This is a genomic window from Nocardia vinacea (genome assembly GCF_035920345.1).
Lineage (GTDB): Bacteria > Actinomycetota > Actinomycetes > Mycobacteriales > Mycobacteriaceae > Nocardia > Nocardia vinacea_A.
In genome coordinates, this window is sequence record NZ_CP109149.1 from 9,517,943 (window position 1) to 9,532,111 (window position 14,169).

Annotated in this window: 12 protein-coding genes and 1 pseudogene; 11 read left to right on the plus strand and 2 right to left on the minus strand. The window is 65.4% G+C overall.

Annotation, left to right across the window (positions count from 1 at the left end; translation table 11 throughout):
* Positions 1-2 precede the first annotated feature (2 nt).
* From OIE68_RS43195 to OIE68_RS43220, 6 genes and pseudogenes are all read left to right on the plus strand, one after another.
* Positions 3-1,031 carry a VOC family protein gene (locus tag OIE68_RS43195; protein WP_327096649.1) on the plus strand — a complete coding sequence of 343 codons (1,029 nt, stop codon included), beginning with the start codon at positions 3-5 and terminating at the stop codon, positions 1,029-1,031.
* Positions 1,028-2,761, plus strand: coding sequence for a bifunctional 3-(3-hydroxy-phenyl)propionate/3-hydroxycinnamic acid hydroxylase (locus OIE68_RS43200; protein WP_327096650.1), 1,734 nt, complete (start codon positions 1,028-1,030; stop codon positions 2,759-2,761). Before OIE68_RS43195 ends, OIE68_RS43200 begins: the two co-directional genes overlap by 4 nt.
* A gap of 26 nt (positions 2,762-2,787) precedes the next feature.
* Positions 2,788-3,679: pseudogene (locus OIE68_RS43205) on the plus strand (2-keto-4-pentenoate hydratase).
* Positions 3,676-4,623: an acetaldehyde dehydrogenase (acetylating) gene (locus tag OIE68_RS43210; protein WP_327096651.1), complete on the plus strand. Its 948-nt coding sequence runs from the start codon at positions 3,676-3,678 to the stop codon at positions 4,621-4,623. Before OIE68_RS43205 ends, OIE68_RS43210 begins: the two are co-directional and overlap by 4 nt.
* On the plus strand, positions 4,623-5,633 hold the full coding sequence (dmpG, locus tag OIE68_RS43215; RefSeq protein WP_327096652.1) for a 4-hydroxy-2-oxovalerate aldolase: 1,011 nt from the start codon (positions 4,623-4,625) through the stop codon (positions 5,631-5,633). Before OIE68_RS43210 ends, dmpG begins: the two co-directional genes overlap by 1 nt.
* A 137-nt stretch (positions 5,634-5,770) precedes the next feature.
* Positions 5,771-6,808, plus strand: coding sequence for an amidohydrolase family protein (locus OIE68_RS43220; protein ID WP_327096653.1), 1,038 nt, complete (start codon positions 5,771-5,773; stop codon positions 6,806-6,808).
* Here OIE68_RS43220 and OIE68_RS43225 read toward each other — a convergent pair whose 3' ends face one another.
* Positions 6,809-7,441, minus strand: a complete 633-nt coding sequence (locus OIE68_RS43225; RefSeq protein WP_327096654.1) for a helix-turn-helix domain-containing protein — start codon at positions 7,439-7,441, stop codon at positions 6,809-6,811.
* A gap of 159 nt (positions 7,442-7,600) precedes the next feature.
* On the opposite strand from OIE68_RS43225, the gene OIE68_RS43230 reads away from it, so the two are divergent.
* The 5 genes from OIE68_RS43230 to OIE68_RS43250 all read left to right on the plus strand — a co-directional run bounded on the left by OIE68_RS43230 (position 7,601) and on the right by OIE68_RS43250 (position 12,929).
* A complete protein-coding gene (locus OIE68_RS43230) occupies positions 7,601-8,911 on the plus strand; it encodes a bifunctional o-acetylhomoserine/o-acetylserine sulfhydrylase (RefSeq protein WP_327096655.1) in 1,311 nt (436 codons plus the stop codon).
* A gap of 5 nt (positions 8,912-8,916) precedes the next feature.
* Positions 8,917-9,708, plus strand: a complete 792-nt coding sequence (locus tag OIE68_RS43235) for an ABC transporter ATP-binding protein (RefSeq protein WP_327096656.1) — start codon at positions 8,917-8,919, stop codon at positions 9,706-9,708.
* On the plus strand, positions 9,708-10,685 hold the full coding sequence (locus OIE68_RS43240; RefSeq protein WP_327096657.1) for an aliphatic sulfonate ABC transporter substrate-binding protein: 978 nt from the start codon (positions 9,708-9,710) through the stop codon (positions 10,683-10,685). Before OIE68_RS43235 ends, OIE68_RS43240 begins: the two co-directional genes overlap by 1 nt.
* A gap of 89 nt (positions 10,686-10,774) precedes the next feature.
* Positions 10,775-11,473, plus strand: a complete 699-nt coding sequence (locus tag OIE68_RS43245; protein ID WP_327102019.1) for an ABC transporter permease — start codon at positions 10,775-10,777, stop codon at positions 11,471-11,473.
* Positions 11,474-11,633: 160 nt separating this feature from the next.
* Complete coding sequence (locus OIE68_RS43250) at positions 11,634-12,929, plus strand: NtaA/DmoA family FMN-dependent monooxygenase (protein WP_327096658.1); 1,296 nt, start codon at positions 11,634-11,636, stop codon at positions 12,927-12,929.
* A 22-nt stretch (positions 12,930-12,951) separates the two neighbouring features.
* Here the strand turns inward: OIE68_RS43250 and OIE68_RS43255 are convergent, their stop codons facing one another.
* Entirely contained in the window at positions 12,952-13,689 is a 738-nt protein-coding gene (locus OIE68_RS43255) for a GNAT family N-acetyltransferase (RefSeq protein WP_327096659.1), read from the minus strand.
* Positions 13,690-14,169 lie beyond the last annotated feature (480 nt).

The window sequence follows — 14,169 nt, forward strand, 5'->3', positions numbered from 1 at the left end:
CGATGAACGGTTTTCTGCGCCCCAACACCGACGCCTCGGTGTTCGGCTCGGTGCACATGGGATACGTTGCGGTGCAATCGAATCTGCTGCCGGATTGGCGTCGCTTCGGTGCCGAGGCGATCGGCATGCACGTGGACGAGGTAGACCGCGATGCGCTGCGCCTGCGGCTGGACGAGCGCGCCTGCCGGTTCCTCATCGAGCGTGGTTCGGCCGAGGATGTCACCGCATTGGGCTGGCACGTCGACGACCACGAAACCTTCGACCGCATCATCGCCCGGGTGACCGATCGCGGTGTCCCGGTCGTCGAGGGCACCCCGGAAGAGACCGCGCTGCGCGGCGTGGACCGACTGTGGCGCTTTCCGGGCCCGAAAGGTATTGCACAGGAAATCTTCACGGCCCCGATAACCACACCCGAACCACTGCGGATGCTCAGCTCCGGATGGGTGACAGGGGAGGCCGGAATGGGCCACGTCGCGATCGTTTCGCGCGAACCGGAAGCGATGCGTGGCTACTACCACACGGTTTTCGACTCCCGACTGACCGATTACATCGACGAGAACGTCTCCGGGTTGAAGATGAAGATCCGATTCCTGCGGGTCAACGAGCGTCACCATTCGATCGCCATCGCCAATATTCGCGGAGTCAAGATCGACCCACTGCGAACCCGGGTGCAGCACATCAATATTCAGTCCGCGACCTTGGACGACATGCTGGCATCCTTTCAGCGCGTCACCGATCTCGGCTTCCGCATGCAGTGGTCGGTCGGCCAGCACACCAACGACCGCGAACTGTCCTACTACTGCGTGACCCCGTCCGGCTTCGAACTCGAGGTCGGCTGGAACCCGATCGTGATCGGTCCCGAACTCGAATCCACCTGGGAACCGACGACCTACCAGGGCATCAGCATCTGGGGCCACACGACGGTGGGGGAGACGGTGCTGGACAAATTCGCCCAATTCCGCCAAGCGCTGCGGACCTCGACCACACCGGAGATCACCGTCCCGCAACTGGCAGGAGGACTTTCACGATGAGTACCACCGACTACGACGTGGTGGTCGTCGGTCTCGGCCCGACCGGCCTGACGCTGGCCAACCTGCTGGGGCGGCGCGGCGTGCGCGTGCTCGTCCTGGAACGGGAACCGGAGTACTACGGACTCGCGCGTGCGGTCTACACCGACGACGAAGGCATGCGCATCTTCCAAACCGCCGGTGCGGCAGACGAACTCGCGGCCGATATGAATATCGACTCCACCGTGCAATGGGTGCGCGCCGATGGCCGGGTGCTGGTGCAGTTCCACCAGACCGACCGTCCGCTGGGGTGGCCGGTGGTCAACTTCCTGTACCAGCCATACCTGGAGAACACCCTCGAAAGTGCCCTTGGGCGCTATCCCCATGTCACCGTCCGCCGCGGACGCGAGGTCATCGATTTCGACCAGGGCGAATCCGGCGTGAGCGTCGAACATGCCGAGTGCCGGGGCACCGGATACGGCAACCGCGCACCGGATACCGATCCGCGGACCGCGGAGCGGGTGCGCGCGAAATTCTTGGTCGGATGCGACGGCGGGCGCAGTGTGGTGCGCACCAAGCTCGGTATCGATATGAGCGGGACCAGCTTTCCCGAGCGTTGGCTCGTGGTGGACCTGAAGGCCAAGGACGGCATCGACGCGTTTCGGCATCTGCCGTATTTCAACTTCGTCTGCGATCCGGCAATGCCGATCGTGTCGTGCCCACAACCGGATGGGCATCACCGCTTCGAGTTCATGCTGACCGAATCGCAGACCAAAGAGGAGATGGAAGATCCGGAGAACGTCCGCCGTCACATCGCGCGCTTTATCGATCCGGACGAGGTCGAAGTGCTGCGCAAGCTGGTCTACACCTTCAATGCCGTGGTCGCCGACCGGTGGCGGGATGGGCGGATCCTCATCGCCGGTGACGCCGCGCATATGACGCCGCAGTTCGTCGGACAGGGCATGAACTCCGGGGTGCGCGATGCCGACAACCTGTCGTGGAAGCTCACCGCAATCCTCGAACAGGGTGCGGACCTGCGGATTCTGGACAGCTACGAGTCCGAGCGGCGGCCGCACGCCAAGGCGATGATCGATTTTTCGGTACTGAACAAGAACATCGTCTCCTTCGACAACAAACTGGTAGCGGCGGCCCGGGATATCGCACTCACCACGGCGCTACGAGTGCCCGGGCTGGGCGGCTGGATTCGCGCCGCGAAGATGAAACCGGCACCGCGCTTCCGTCGCGGTGGGTACCTTGGCCTACCCCGGCGTGGGCTGCGCGGCGTGGAAGGCACGCTCGCCCCGCAGCCGGTCGTACGGACCTACGACGGACGGCCTCGGCGTTTCGACGATGTGCTCGGCCTCGGATTCGCGGTCGTCGGCAACGGGGTCGATCCGCGCGCTGTGCTCGGAGCCGACGATCTGGCGAGGTTGCGGGCCCGGGGTGCTCGTTTCGTCACCGTGTATCCGCTCGGCGGGCGACCGCAGGGGCAGCCGGGTGACGGCCGCATTACCGGCGACGACTACGCCGATATCGAAGACCACACCGGCGCTTTGACCCGCTGGTTCGCCAAGGCGGGCGTCGGGACCGGCGGCGTGGTGCTGCTGCGCCCGGACAAGTTCGTCTTCGGTACCGCCGCTGCCGGGCGCAGCGGGTCCTTGATCGCCGAACTCTTCCGGCAGCTCACCGGGCCGATTCCGGTGCGGCCGCAATCGGATTCGGTCCAGGACCGTCACCTCGAGGAGGCTCGATGAACACAACAGCATCGCGTAACAATTCGATGAGCGATGGTGGCCGGGTGACGGGCGGGTTGGTGACCGATTCCGCGGCGGTTCATGCTGCGGCCGAACGGCTTTCCATCGCCACGACGACCGGAGCACCGATCGCGCCCGTTCGCGCCCTCATCGGCCCCGATGACGTCGACCTGGCATATGCGGTGCAGCGCATCGGCGTCCAGCACCGCCTCGCCGCCGGTGCCCGGCTCGTCGGACGCAAGATCGGACTCACCTCTCCGGCGGTCCAGCAGCAGCTCGGGGTGAATCAGCCCGACTTCGGCGTGCTGTTCGCCGATATGAACATCGCCGAAACTCCTGCGGCACAACGGCCTACGCTGCTGCAGCCGAAAGTCGAGGCCGAACTGGCATTCGTTCTGGGTGCCGACCTCGATGCTGCAGCCGAAAGTCGAGGCCGAACTGGCATTCGTTCTGGGTGCCGACCTCGATATCGAGCAGTTGGATGCGATCAGCGTCCGCGGGGCGGTGGACTATGCGGTTGCCGCATTGGAGATCGTCGACAGCCGCATCGCCGACTGGGATATCAGCTTCGCCGATACCGTCGCCGATAACGCGTCCAGCGGCTGGTTCGTCCTGGGCACCGAGCGGCTGTCGCTGGCCGAGTTCGAACCGTGCGAGATCGCGATGAATATGGCGATCGATGGCGAAATCGTCTCCACCGGAACTGGTTCGGCGTGTCTCGGTGATCCGCTCAACGCGCTGGCCCGGCTGGCCCGCACCGCGCGCGACTGCGGCGATCCGCTGCGTGCCGGTGAGATCGTCCTGTCCGGTGCGCTCGGACCGATGGCCCTCTTGCGACCGGGCGCCCGCATTCGGTCCGAATTATTCAGTGGCACACAGGCACTCGGTGCCATCGACTTCACGCTGGAGGAAATATGAGCCGCACCAAAGTCGCCGTCATCGGCTCGGGCAATATCGGTACCGACCTGATGTTCAAGGTGCTGCGGCTGTCGGAAACCCTGGAGGTGGCCGCCATGGTCGGCATCGATCCGGACTCCGACGGACTGGCCCGTGCCGACCGGCTCGGCGTACCGACCACCGCGAGCGGTGTCGATGGACTGATCGCCATGCCGCATTTCGACGAGATCGATATCGTTTTCGACGCCACCTCCGCCGGCGCGCACCATACGAATGCCGCCGCGCTGGAGCCGCACGGGAAGCGGCTGATCGATCTGACCCCGGCCGCGATCGGCCCGTTCGTGGTGCCTGCGGTCAACCTGGACCAGCACCTCGACGCTCCGAACGTGAATATGGTGACCTGTGGCGGCCAGGCCACTATCCCGATCGTGGCGGCGATTTCCCGGGTCACCGAGGTGCCCTACGCCGAGATCGTCGCCTCGATCGCCTCCAAATCCGCCGGGCCCGGCACCCGAGCCAATATCGACGAATTCACCGAGACCACCGCGCAGGCGATCGAGGCGGTCGGCGGCGCGACGCGCGGCCGGGCGATCATCATCCTCAATCCGGCCGAGCCGCCGCTGATCATGCGCGACACCGTACTCGCGCTGATCGGCGATCCGAATCCGGAAACCCATGCGGCCGTGCGGGAATCGATCGAGGCGATGATCGCCGAGGTGGCTGCCTATGTGCCCGGCTACCGGCTCGAGCAGGACATCCAGATCACTGCGGCCACGCAGTCGGAGACTCTTGTCGGCGATACCGTTGTCACGCATCAGATCTCGGTATTCCTCGAAGTCGAAGGCGCGGCGCACTATCTGCCGTCCTACGCCGGAAATCTCGACATCATGACCTCGGCCGCGTTGCGCGTCGCCGAACGCCTTGCCGCAGCGCCCGTTTCGGTGCCGATCCGGGAGAGTGTGTAATGACAGAAGTCTTTTTGCAGGATGTGACGCTGCGCGATGGTATGCACGCGCTGCGCCACCGCATCACCCCGAAAAACGTTGCCGCCGTTGCCGCCGCGCTGGATGCGGCGGGCGTCGACGCGGTGGAGGTCGCGCACGGCGACGGTCTGCACGGCGGCAGCCTCACCTACGGGCCGGGCAGCCACACCGATTGGGAGTGGCTCGAAGCCGCCGCGGGTGCATTGCAGGATGCCCGGCTGACCACGCTGCTGCTCCCCGGCATCGGCACCATCGACGATCTGCGCCACGCCTACGACCTCGGTGTGCGTTCGGTTCGGGTAGCCACGCACTGCACCGAGGCCGATATCGCCGCCCAGCACATCGCCTTCGCCCGCGAAATCGGCATGGACGTCTCCGGCTTCCTGATGATGAGCCATATGAACACACCCGCCGGGCTCGCCGCACAGGCCAAGCTCATGGAAGCCTATGGCGCACAATGCGTTTACGTCACCGACTCCGGCGGACGGCTCACCATGGACGGTGTCCGCAAACGCGTGCGCGCCTACCGGGCCGTGCTGGACGTGGACACCGAGATCGGTATCCACGCGCACCAGAACCTGTCGCTGTCGGTCGCCAATAGTGTCGTCGCCGTCGAGGAGGGCGTGACCAGGGTCGACGCTTCGCTGGCCGGGCTCGGGGCGGGCGCGGGCAATACACCGCTCGAGGCATTCGTCGCGGTCGCCGATCTCCAAGGCTGGGAGCACGGTGCGGACCTGAACCGGCTCACCGATGCCGCCGACGATCTGATCCGACCGCTGATGGAGCGACCGGTGCAGGTGGACCGGGAAACGTTGACCCTCGGCTACGCGGGGGTGTATTCGAGCTTCCTGCGTCACGCCGAAAAGGCTTCCGCCACATACGGAATCGATGTCCGTACGCTATTGACCGAGGCCGGACGCCGTGGTCTGGTCGGCGGGCAGGAAGACATGATCGTCGATATCGCACTCGACTTGACCGCTGTGGCTGGATGACGAGGGACTGCTGTCATGAATACGAAAGGCGAAGCTCTGTGAATGGTCCTCGTGCCGAGGCCCCGCCGGTGGTCAGTCGTCGGCGCGCACTCGGTAGCGTTGTTGCCGGCACATTCGGTGCGGCTGCGGTGGCTTCGATGTCGAATGCCCAGGCGGCTCCGGCCCGCGCTCAGCAGCCCGCGCCGTCGGGCGCCTACCGCATCGACCTGCACGCGCATTTCCTGCCACCGGATTACCGTGCCGCACTGCTGGATCACGGTCACCTCACCATCGGCGGCTACCCGACGCCGGAGTGGTCCACGGAGGCTGCGGTGGCCTTCATGGACTACTACGGCATCCAGGCCCAAGCACTGTCGGTATCGGATCCGGGTGTGTCGTTCCTGCCCGGTAAAGAGGCCAGCGATATGGCCCGCTACTGCAATACGTATGCCGCCGGTCTGTTCCGATCCAATCCGACACGATTCGGCGCATTCGCCGTGCTGCCGATGCCCGATATCGCGGCTTCGATCGCCGAGGCGAGCTACGCGCTGGACGAACTGCACCTCGACGGTGTGATCCTGCTGTCGGCGTATGACGGTGTCTACCTGGGTGATCCGCGCTTCGAACCGCTGATGATCGCGTTGAACCAGCGCAATGCCTACGTCTTCGTGCATCCGGCCGCCATTCCCGATGTCGCCAAGCCGAAGCTGCCGCTGCCGGACTTCCTGGAGGAGTTCACCTTCGACACCACGCGCGCGGCGACCATGATGATGGTCACCGGAATGACCCAGCGCTATCCCAACATTCGCTTCCAACTCGCCCACGCGGGTGGTGTGCTGCCGTTTTTATCCCACCGTGTCAGCGTTGCCTCGCAAACAGTGCTGGGCCAGTTGTGGCCGCAGGACCTGCCGAAGCCGTCGGTGCTGGATATGAAGAACCAGATCTCGCGGTTCTACTACGACACCGCGCTCAGCGGTTCGGCGGCCGCCATGGCCGGCACGCTCGCCGTGACGAACCGTGATCACATCGTCTTCGGTTCCGACTGGCCCTTCAGCGCGCTCACGCTCCCGCAGAGCGGTTCGCACGATCCCGCGCCCGGACTCAGTGAGATCTTCGATGCCGATCAGCGCATGGAGGTCGAACACCACAATCCACTGCGGCAACTGCCGCGACTGGCCGCAGCGGTCAACGGCTGATCACAGCTGGGGCTGCGGCGGCAATTCGCTGGATACCAGCTTCTGCGCCGAGCGCTTGTTCATACCGAACATCCGCAGCACATGCAGGGTCATCTCGTCGGTGAGCGCCCCGGCGTCGGCCTCGGGCCGGGCGTCCAATAGTTGCAGCAGTCCCAGCAGCGCCCCACCCGCGGCCATCAGCGCCATATCCGGGTCCATCGGCTCGAACCGGCCCGCCTCCTGGGCGGCCGTGATGTCGCGGCGGGCCCGCGGGCCCAGGCCCTCGTCGCGCAGCAGCACCGACGTACCGGAATTCAGGATCACCCGCACGCCCTCCGGGATCTGGCGCTGCAACCGCCCGGTCATCCGGAAGCTCACCGCGAATACCTCGGCCGGATCGTCGTACATGGCGACGATCTCGTCGCGCATCTCGCTGTAGATCTGCAGTACCGACCGCACGGCCTCGTCGAACAATTGCTCCTTGGACTGGAAATGGTTGTAGAACGAGCCGAATCCGACATCGGCGGCATCGGTGATCTCCTGGATGCTGACCGCGGATCGCCCCTCCGACAGAAACTTCCGCGCCGCCCCGAGCAGCGCATTGCGCGTCCGCTCGCGCCGCCTGTCGATGCGGTTGCCCACCACACCTGTCACCGTGTCCTCTTTTCCCTCTAATCCGCTATCGGAATCGTATCTGATGAAAGGATCAGAGTCGATTGTGGACCTGGTTTCCGGTGCTGATCGGGCCCGGATTCGGTTCCGGATGAATGTAATTCTCGACGCCGCGCCGGGCGCTTCTTAGTGTCCGTTGATGTGACCACCAGCGACCAGACCCAGGCCGACCCGAGCGCCGACTGGAGCTTCGAGACCAAGCAGATCCATGTCGGACAGGCGCCGGACGGCACGACCAATGCCCGCGCCCTGCCGATCTACCAGACCACCTCCTACACCTTCCGGGATACCGCGCACGCTGCGGCGCTGTTCGGTCTCGCCGAGCCGGGCAATATCTACACCCGCATCATGAACCCGACCCAGGATGCCGTGGAGCAGCGCATCGCGGCGTTGGAGGGCGGTGTCGCGGCGCTGCTGCTGGCCTCCGGACAGGCCGCGGAGACCTTCGCGATCCTTAATATCGCCGGTGCGGGCGATCACATCGTGTCCAGCCCGCGGCTGTACGGCGGCACCTACAACCTGTTCCGCTACTCGCTGCCGAAACTGGGCATCGAGGTCAGCTTCGTCGACGATCCGGACGATCTGGACCAGTGGCGCGCGGCGATCCGGCCGAATACCAAGGCGCTGTACGGCGAGACGATCTCCAACCCGCAGAACCACATCTTCGATATACCCGGCATCGCCGAAATCGCCCATGCCGCAGGCGTTCCGCTGATTCTCGACAACACCGTCGCGACGCCGTATCTGATCCAGCCGCTCGCCCACGGCGCCGATATCGTGGTGCATTCGGCGACAAAGTATCTGGGCGGCCACGGTGCGGCCATCGCGGGCGTGATCGTCGACGGCGGCACCTTCGATTGGACCGGCGGCCGCTTTCCCGGCTTCACCACGCCGGACCCGAGCTACCACGGTGTGGTGTACGCCGACCTCGGCGCTCCCGCCTATGCCCTCAAGGCCAGGGTGCAACTGCTGCGCGATCTCGGTTCGGCCGTCTCGCCATTCAACGCCTTCTTGATCAGCCAGGGTCTGGAGACGCTGAGTCTGCGGATCGAACGGCATGTGCAGAATGCCAAGGCGGTGGCGGACTTCCTCGCGGCCCGTCCGGAGGTGACCGCGGTGTCCTACGCCGGGCTGCCGTCCTCCCCGTGGTACGAACGCGGGCGCACCCTCGCGCCCAAGGGCGTCGGCGCGGTGATCGGCTTCGAAGTGGCCGGTGGGGTCGATGCGGGTAAGCGTTTCGTCGAGGCGCTCACGCTGCACAGCCACGTCGCCAATATCGGCGATGTGCGTTCGCTGGTAATCCATCCGGCCTCGACCACTCATTCCCAGCTGACTCCGGAGGAGCAATTGGCGGCCGGTGTCACCCCGGGCCTGGTCCGTCTCGCGGTCGGCATCGAGGGGATCGACGATATCCTCGCCGATCTCCGTGCCGGATTCACCGCCGCTCAGTAGTCGACGTGTCACCCAGTGCCAGTCGTGCCGCCGGGGTCGCATTGCGCGGCCTCGGCCGCAGTTTCGGCGCCCATACCGTCCTGCGCGATATCGAATTGGACATCGCGCCGGGTGAGGTGATCGCGCTGGTCGGTCCGTCCGGCAGTGGGAAATCGACACTGCTGCGGGTCATCGCCGGGTTGGACGAGCCGACCGAGGGCGAGGTCGTGCTGGACGGCCGGCCCATGCGCGGCATCGACCCGCGCTGCGCGGTGGTTTTCCAGGAGCCGCGGTTGCTGCCGTGGCGCAACCTCGCGGGCAACGTCGCACTGGGTTTGCCACCGACCATCTCGCGGGCCGAAGGCGAGGCCGAGGTGCGGCGCGGGCTCGAGATCGTCGGCCTGGCCGGATTCGAGAGACATCGGCCGCGACAGGTGTCCGGGGGGATGGCGCAGCGAACGGCATTGGCCCGTGCGCTGGTTCGGCATCCGGGTGTGCTGCTGCTCGACGAGCCGTTCGCGGCGCTGGATGCGCTGACCAGGCTGCGAATGCAGGATCTGCTCGACGAGGTGCAGCGCGCCGCGGGCATCACGGTCGTACTCGTCACCCATGATGTGGACGAGGCGTTGCGCCTGGCCGACCGTGTTGTCGTACTCGAAACCGTCGGTGGCGAAACGGGTTTCACAATCGGCGCGGCGCTGGAGGTATCCGCCGATCGGCCTCGTGACGATGCCGACCCACAGTTGGCCGCACTGCGGCTCGACCTACTCGAACGACTCGGCGTTCCGCGCCGCGCCACCGTCAAGGAGACACTCTGATGAGACGATCGATCATCGTCCTGGCAGCCGTCGCGGCGACTGTGGTAACGCTGCTTTCGGGTTGCGCGGAGGGCGAAAAGTCTGGCGCGGCCGGGGCGGATGAGGTGCGGCTGGACTACGCCTACTACAACCCGCTGAGCCTGGTCATCCGGGACCAGCATCTGCTGGAGAAGTCCGGTACCAAGGTGACCTGGGTGTTCTCCGCGGGCAGCAATAAGGCCAATGAAAGCCTGCGCGCCAATGCGATCGATGTGAATTCGACCGCGGGTTCGGCGGCGCTGCAGGCGAAGGCCAATGGCACACCGCTGCAAAGCATTTCGGTCTACAGCAAGCCGGAATGGACCGCGTTGGTCGTCGCGAAGGATTCGCCCGTCACCTCGGTGGCCGAGCTGAAGGGGAAGAAGATCGCGGCGACGAAGGGCACCGACGCTTATTTCACACTGCTGCAAGCACTTCAGACGGCCGGTCTCACCGCCAAGGATGTGGAAGTGACCAACCTGCAGCACGCCGACGGCAAGACCGCACTCGAACGCGGTGATGTCGACGCATGGGCGGGTTTGGATCCCTATATGGCGCAGACCCGTCAGGAGCAGGGTTCGCGATTGCTATACCGCAACGCCAACTTCCAGACCTACGGCGTACTCAACGCCCGCGCGGATTTCATCGCACAGCATCCTGATCGGGTCCAGGCCGTGGTCAATGCCTACGAGCAGGCAAGGGTTTGGGCACTGGATCATCCGAACGAACTCGCGCAGCTGCTGGCGACGGAGTCGAAGACCTCCCTCGATGTCGCCAAGGAAACGCTCGAGCGCACCGTGCTGAAGGTCGATCCGGTGCCGGGCGAGTCCCAGCGGGCGGTGCTCACCCCGATCGTGCCGATCATCGTGGCCGACGGTGACGTGCGATCGAAGGAAGCCGCCGAGACCGCACTCGGCGCACTCTTCGAGCCGAAATTCGCACAGCAGGCCCTTCGGTGACGGTGACCCCGACCGCGCCGCCGCGTGGTGTGCGCCGGATTCGTTGGGACCGGGTGTCGCTCGGACTGGTCGTGCCCGTGCTGCTGCTATTGCTGTGGCAAGGGGTGACCTCGGCCGGACTGTATTCGTCGAGTCAGCTCGCGCCGCCCGCGGATGTGCTTGCCGCACTGCGGGAATTGCTACAGCGCGACGAACTGTGGAGCCATCTGGCGATCAGCATCCAGCGGGTGCTGCTCGGATTCGCCAGTGGCGCGCTCATCGCACTGGTGCTCGGCGCGGTGGTCGGACTGTTCGATATCGCCCGCGTGCTGCTGGCGCCGACCGTCGGATTGTTTCGCACGGTGCCGTCGCTGGCGTGGGTGCCGCTGCTGCTGTTGTGGCTCGGCATCGGCGAGGAGCCGAAGATCGTGCTGGTGGCCATCGGTGCGTTCTTCCCGATCTATACGACGACGGCTTCGGCTCTGGCACAGGTCGATCCGCACCTGACCGAACTCGGCCGGGCCTATGGACTCCGTCGGGCCGCGCTGTTGTTCTCGATCCAATTGCCCGCGGTGGCACCGGCGGTCGTCAACGGTCTGCGCCTCGGCCTGGCGAACGGCTGGCTGTTCCTGGTAGCGGCCGAGCTGATCGCCTCGTCGAAGGGACTCGGGTTCCTGCTGATCGACAGCCAGAACAGCGGCCGCACCGACATCATGCTGCTGGCCATCGTGCTGCTGGCCTTGCTCGGCAAGATCAGCGACACCGTATTCGCCATCGCGGAAACGAAATTGATCGACACCCGGTTCTGAAAGTCAGGCGTACGCACCGCGAATGCGGTCGACGATGGAAAGCGGATCGGTCGGGGCGGCGTTGCCGCGCCACTGCCTGATCTTCCCGAACTCTGACCGATTCCATTCGAACTGATCGCAAACCTGTGCTGCGGGAGCGGGATACGGTTGTCTCGAACAAATGAGCTCTGCACGACGTCGGGCGTTGAAAACAGTTACTGGAGTCAGCGGCGCGGTGAGCGTCTATGCGGCCGCGATCGATCCGCACGAATCGACGGTCGCGTCCTCGATCGAGATCGCGAAGATCGCCGAGGCCAATAAGTTCGACGCACTGTTCGCTGCCGACCTGCTGAGCTTCGGCACGCAGGGTGCGATCGGCGCGCAGGAGCCGCTGATCTTCCTGTCCGCATTGAGTGCGGTGACCTCGCACGTCGGCTTGATCGCCACCGTGACCAGCACCTTCCACCACCCTTACAATCTCGCCCGGCTGTTCGGAACGCTCGACCATGTGAGCAATGGCCGCGCCGCCTGGAATGTCGTCACGTCCTCGGTGGGTGAGGAGAACTACGGCGATCAGGATCTGCCGAGCCCGGAGGAGCGGTACGCGCGGGCGACCGAATCACTCGAGGTCGTCAACGCGCTGTTCGACAGCTGGGAACCGGGGGCGCTGACCCCCGACGGAATCGGCGGGGCGGTCCTCGACGCGACCAAGGTGCGCCCGATCGAGTATGCGGGGCAATACTTCACGGTGCGGGGTCCGCTCAATATCCCGCCGTTGCCCCAGCGTCGCCCGGTCCAATTCCAGGCCGGTCAATCGGCGGGCGGTATCGAGCTCGGCGCGCGGTTCGCCGAGGTGGTCTTCACCTCGCTGCCGACGCTCGAAGATGCGGTGACCTATACCAAGACGATTCGCGCCCGCGCGACGGAACTCGGTCGCGCACAATGCCTACCGCTGATCATGAGTTCGTTCCATGCGACTTATGGAGCGACGGAGGAGGAGGCGCGCCGGTTGGTCCGCGAGGCGGCCGAAGCGACCGACTTCGATGCGGGCCGAATCCAATTGGCGGATATGTTCGGCGGCGGTATCGATCTTTCAGAACTGCCGCTGGATCGGCCCATACCGGAAACGATACTGCCCGAACTGAATTCGGTAAACCGCCGTCGCGGGCGGGTGGAGATCTTCACCAAGCTGGCGGCATCGGGTCGCACGCTGCGTGAGCTGATCGTCGCTGCGAAGGATACCGGGCACTGGGCGGCCGCCGGGACGCCGGAACGATTGGCCGATGCTGTCGAAGAGCGTTATCGCGCAGGGGTTCTCGACGTCATTTCGCTGGGTGGGCTGGCCGATTCCCGAACTCGGGACTTTGTCACCAATGGACTGCTGCCCGAATTGCGGCGCCGGGGAATCGTCGGAAACGACTATGTCGGTGGCACTTTCCGCGAAAACCTGGAACTTCCCCCGCTACCTGAGCGCTGAATGCACGGACTGATTTCGGCGGCTAGTTCGGCGTCGATGCGGAGCCGGTGGACGATGGTGCCTGCACGATCGTCAACAACGAACGCTTGCGCAGGGTGAATCCCAACGTCTCGTACAAACTGATCGCCGTCGCATTGTGCGCGACGGCGTGCAGGAACGGTGTTTCGCCGCGCGCCCGGATCCTCGCGCCGACCGCACGGGTCAGCCGGGAGGCGAAGCCGCGGCCGCGGAATTCGGCATCGGTGCACACCGCGCTGATCTCGGTCCAGCCCGGCGGGTGCAGGCGCTCACCCGCCATCGCCACCAGTCTGCCGTCCACCCGAATTCCCAGGTAAGTGCCCATTTCGATGGTCCGAGGCGCATACGGGCCGGGTTCGGTGCGGGCGATCAGCTCCAGAATCTCCGGCACATCGGCGGCGGCGAGTACCTCGAGTTCCGGATCGTGGGCAACGCGTAGTGCGGTGCCGTCCATTTGCACCGAACCGAATTCGTTCAGGACGGTCCAGCCCGCCGGCGGCAGATGGCCGTAGCCGCGCAGCGCGGTGCTGCCACCCGGTCCGAGCAGGGTGGCCAGATCGGCCCAATCCTGTTCGTCCAGTACGGGCGGATGGCCGATGAACCTGGCGACGTCCGGGTCGTAGCGGCCGATGCGGCCCACCCAGCTGGCGAAGCGGCGGTGCTCGCCGCGCAGCGATGCCCGCACCGGATCGTCGAGCGGGTGCAGTGGGGTATCGACGTCGATGGTCGACTCGGTGGTCATCGCGCACTCCTCCGCAACAGGGTCCGACCGGAGAACGTTAGCGAGGCGCACGAGTGTCGGCACCGGTTGTGCTCAGCGGAATTTCTATCCGGTGGCTGTCGTCGATTCCGCTCGTTCGCAGCGTATTTCCCCGCGCTCGAGCTGATCTCAATCGTTGACACCACCTGCGGCGGGCCAGGTCAGGGCAACCCCGAATATCGCGTGGCCACGCGATATTCGGGGTGGGCGGAGTCATACCCGCCCAGCACAGCGTCCGGCCGGAGTCGTATACCGCCCGACGCATCAGCGATTGCGCGCGTTGCAGGACATGACATTCGCGCATGCAGAGGAACGGGAGACGATGGCACCGAAACAACTACATCTCGGCGTCGCGCTAGATGGAGCGGGCTGGCATCCGGCCGAGTGGCGGGAGCCGACGTCCCGACCCGCCGAACTGTTCAGTCCCGGATACTGAAATGTGTGCTAGTGCTCCGCCCTTTC

What these genes read in the sequence shown, in the direction of transcription:
- OIE68_RS43195 (WP_327096649.1), top strand. Translation starts at nt 3, where the DNA reads ATGAACGGTTTTCTGCGCCCCAACACCGACGCCTCGGTGTTCGGCTCG.
- OIE68_RS43200 (WP_327096650.1), top strand. Translation starts at nt 1,028, where the DNA reads ATGAGTACCACCGACTACGACGTGGTGGTCGTCGGTCTCGGCCCGACC.
- OIE68_RS43210 (WP_327096651.1), top strand. Translation starts at nt 3,676, where the DNA reads ATGAGCCGCACCAAAGTCGCCGTCATCGGCTCGGGCAATATCGGTACC.
- dmpG (WP_327096652.1), top strand. Translation starts at nt 4,623, where the DNA reads ATGACAGAAGTCTTTTTGCAGGATGTGACGCTGCGCGATGGTATGCAC.
- OIE68_RS43220 (WP_327096653.1), top strand. Translation starts at nt 5,771, where the DNA reads ATGTCGAATGCCCAGGCGGCTCCGGCCCGCGCTCAGCAGCCCGCGCCG.
- OIE68_RS43240 (WP_327096657.1), top strand. Translation starts at nt 9,708, where the DNA reads ATGAGACGATCGATCATCGTCCTGGCAGCCGTCGCGGCGACTGTGGTA.
- OIE68_RS43250 (WP_327096658.1), top strand. Translation starts at nt 11,634, where the DNA reads ATGAGCTCTGCACGACGTCGGGCGTTGAAAACAGTTACTGGAGTCAGC.
- OIE68_RS43255 (WP_327096659.1), bottom strand. Translation starts at nt 13,689, where the DNA reads ATGACCACCGAGTCGACCATCGACGTCGATACCCCACTGCACCCGCTC.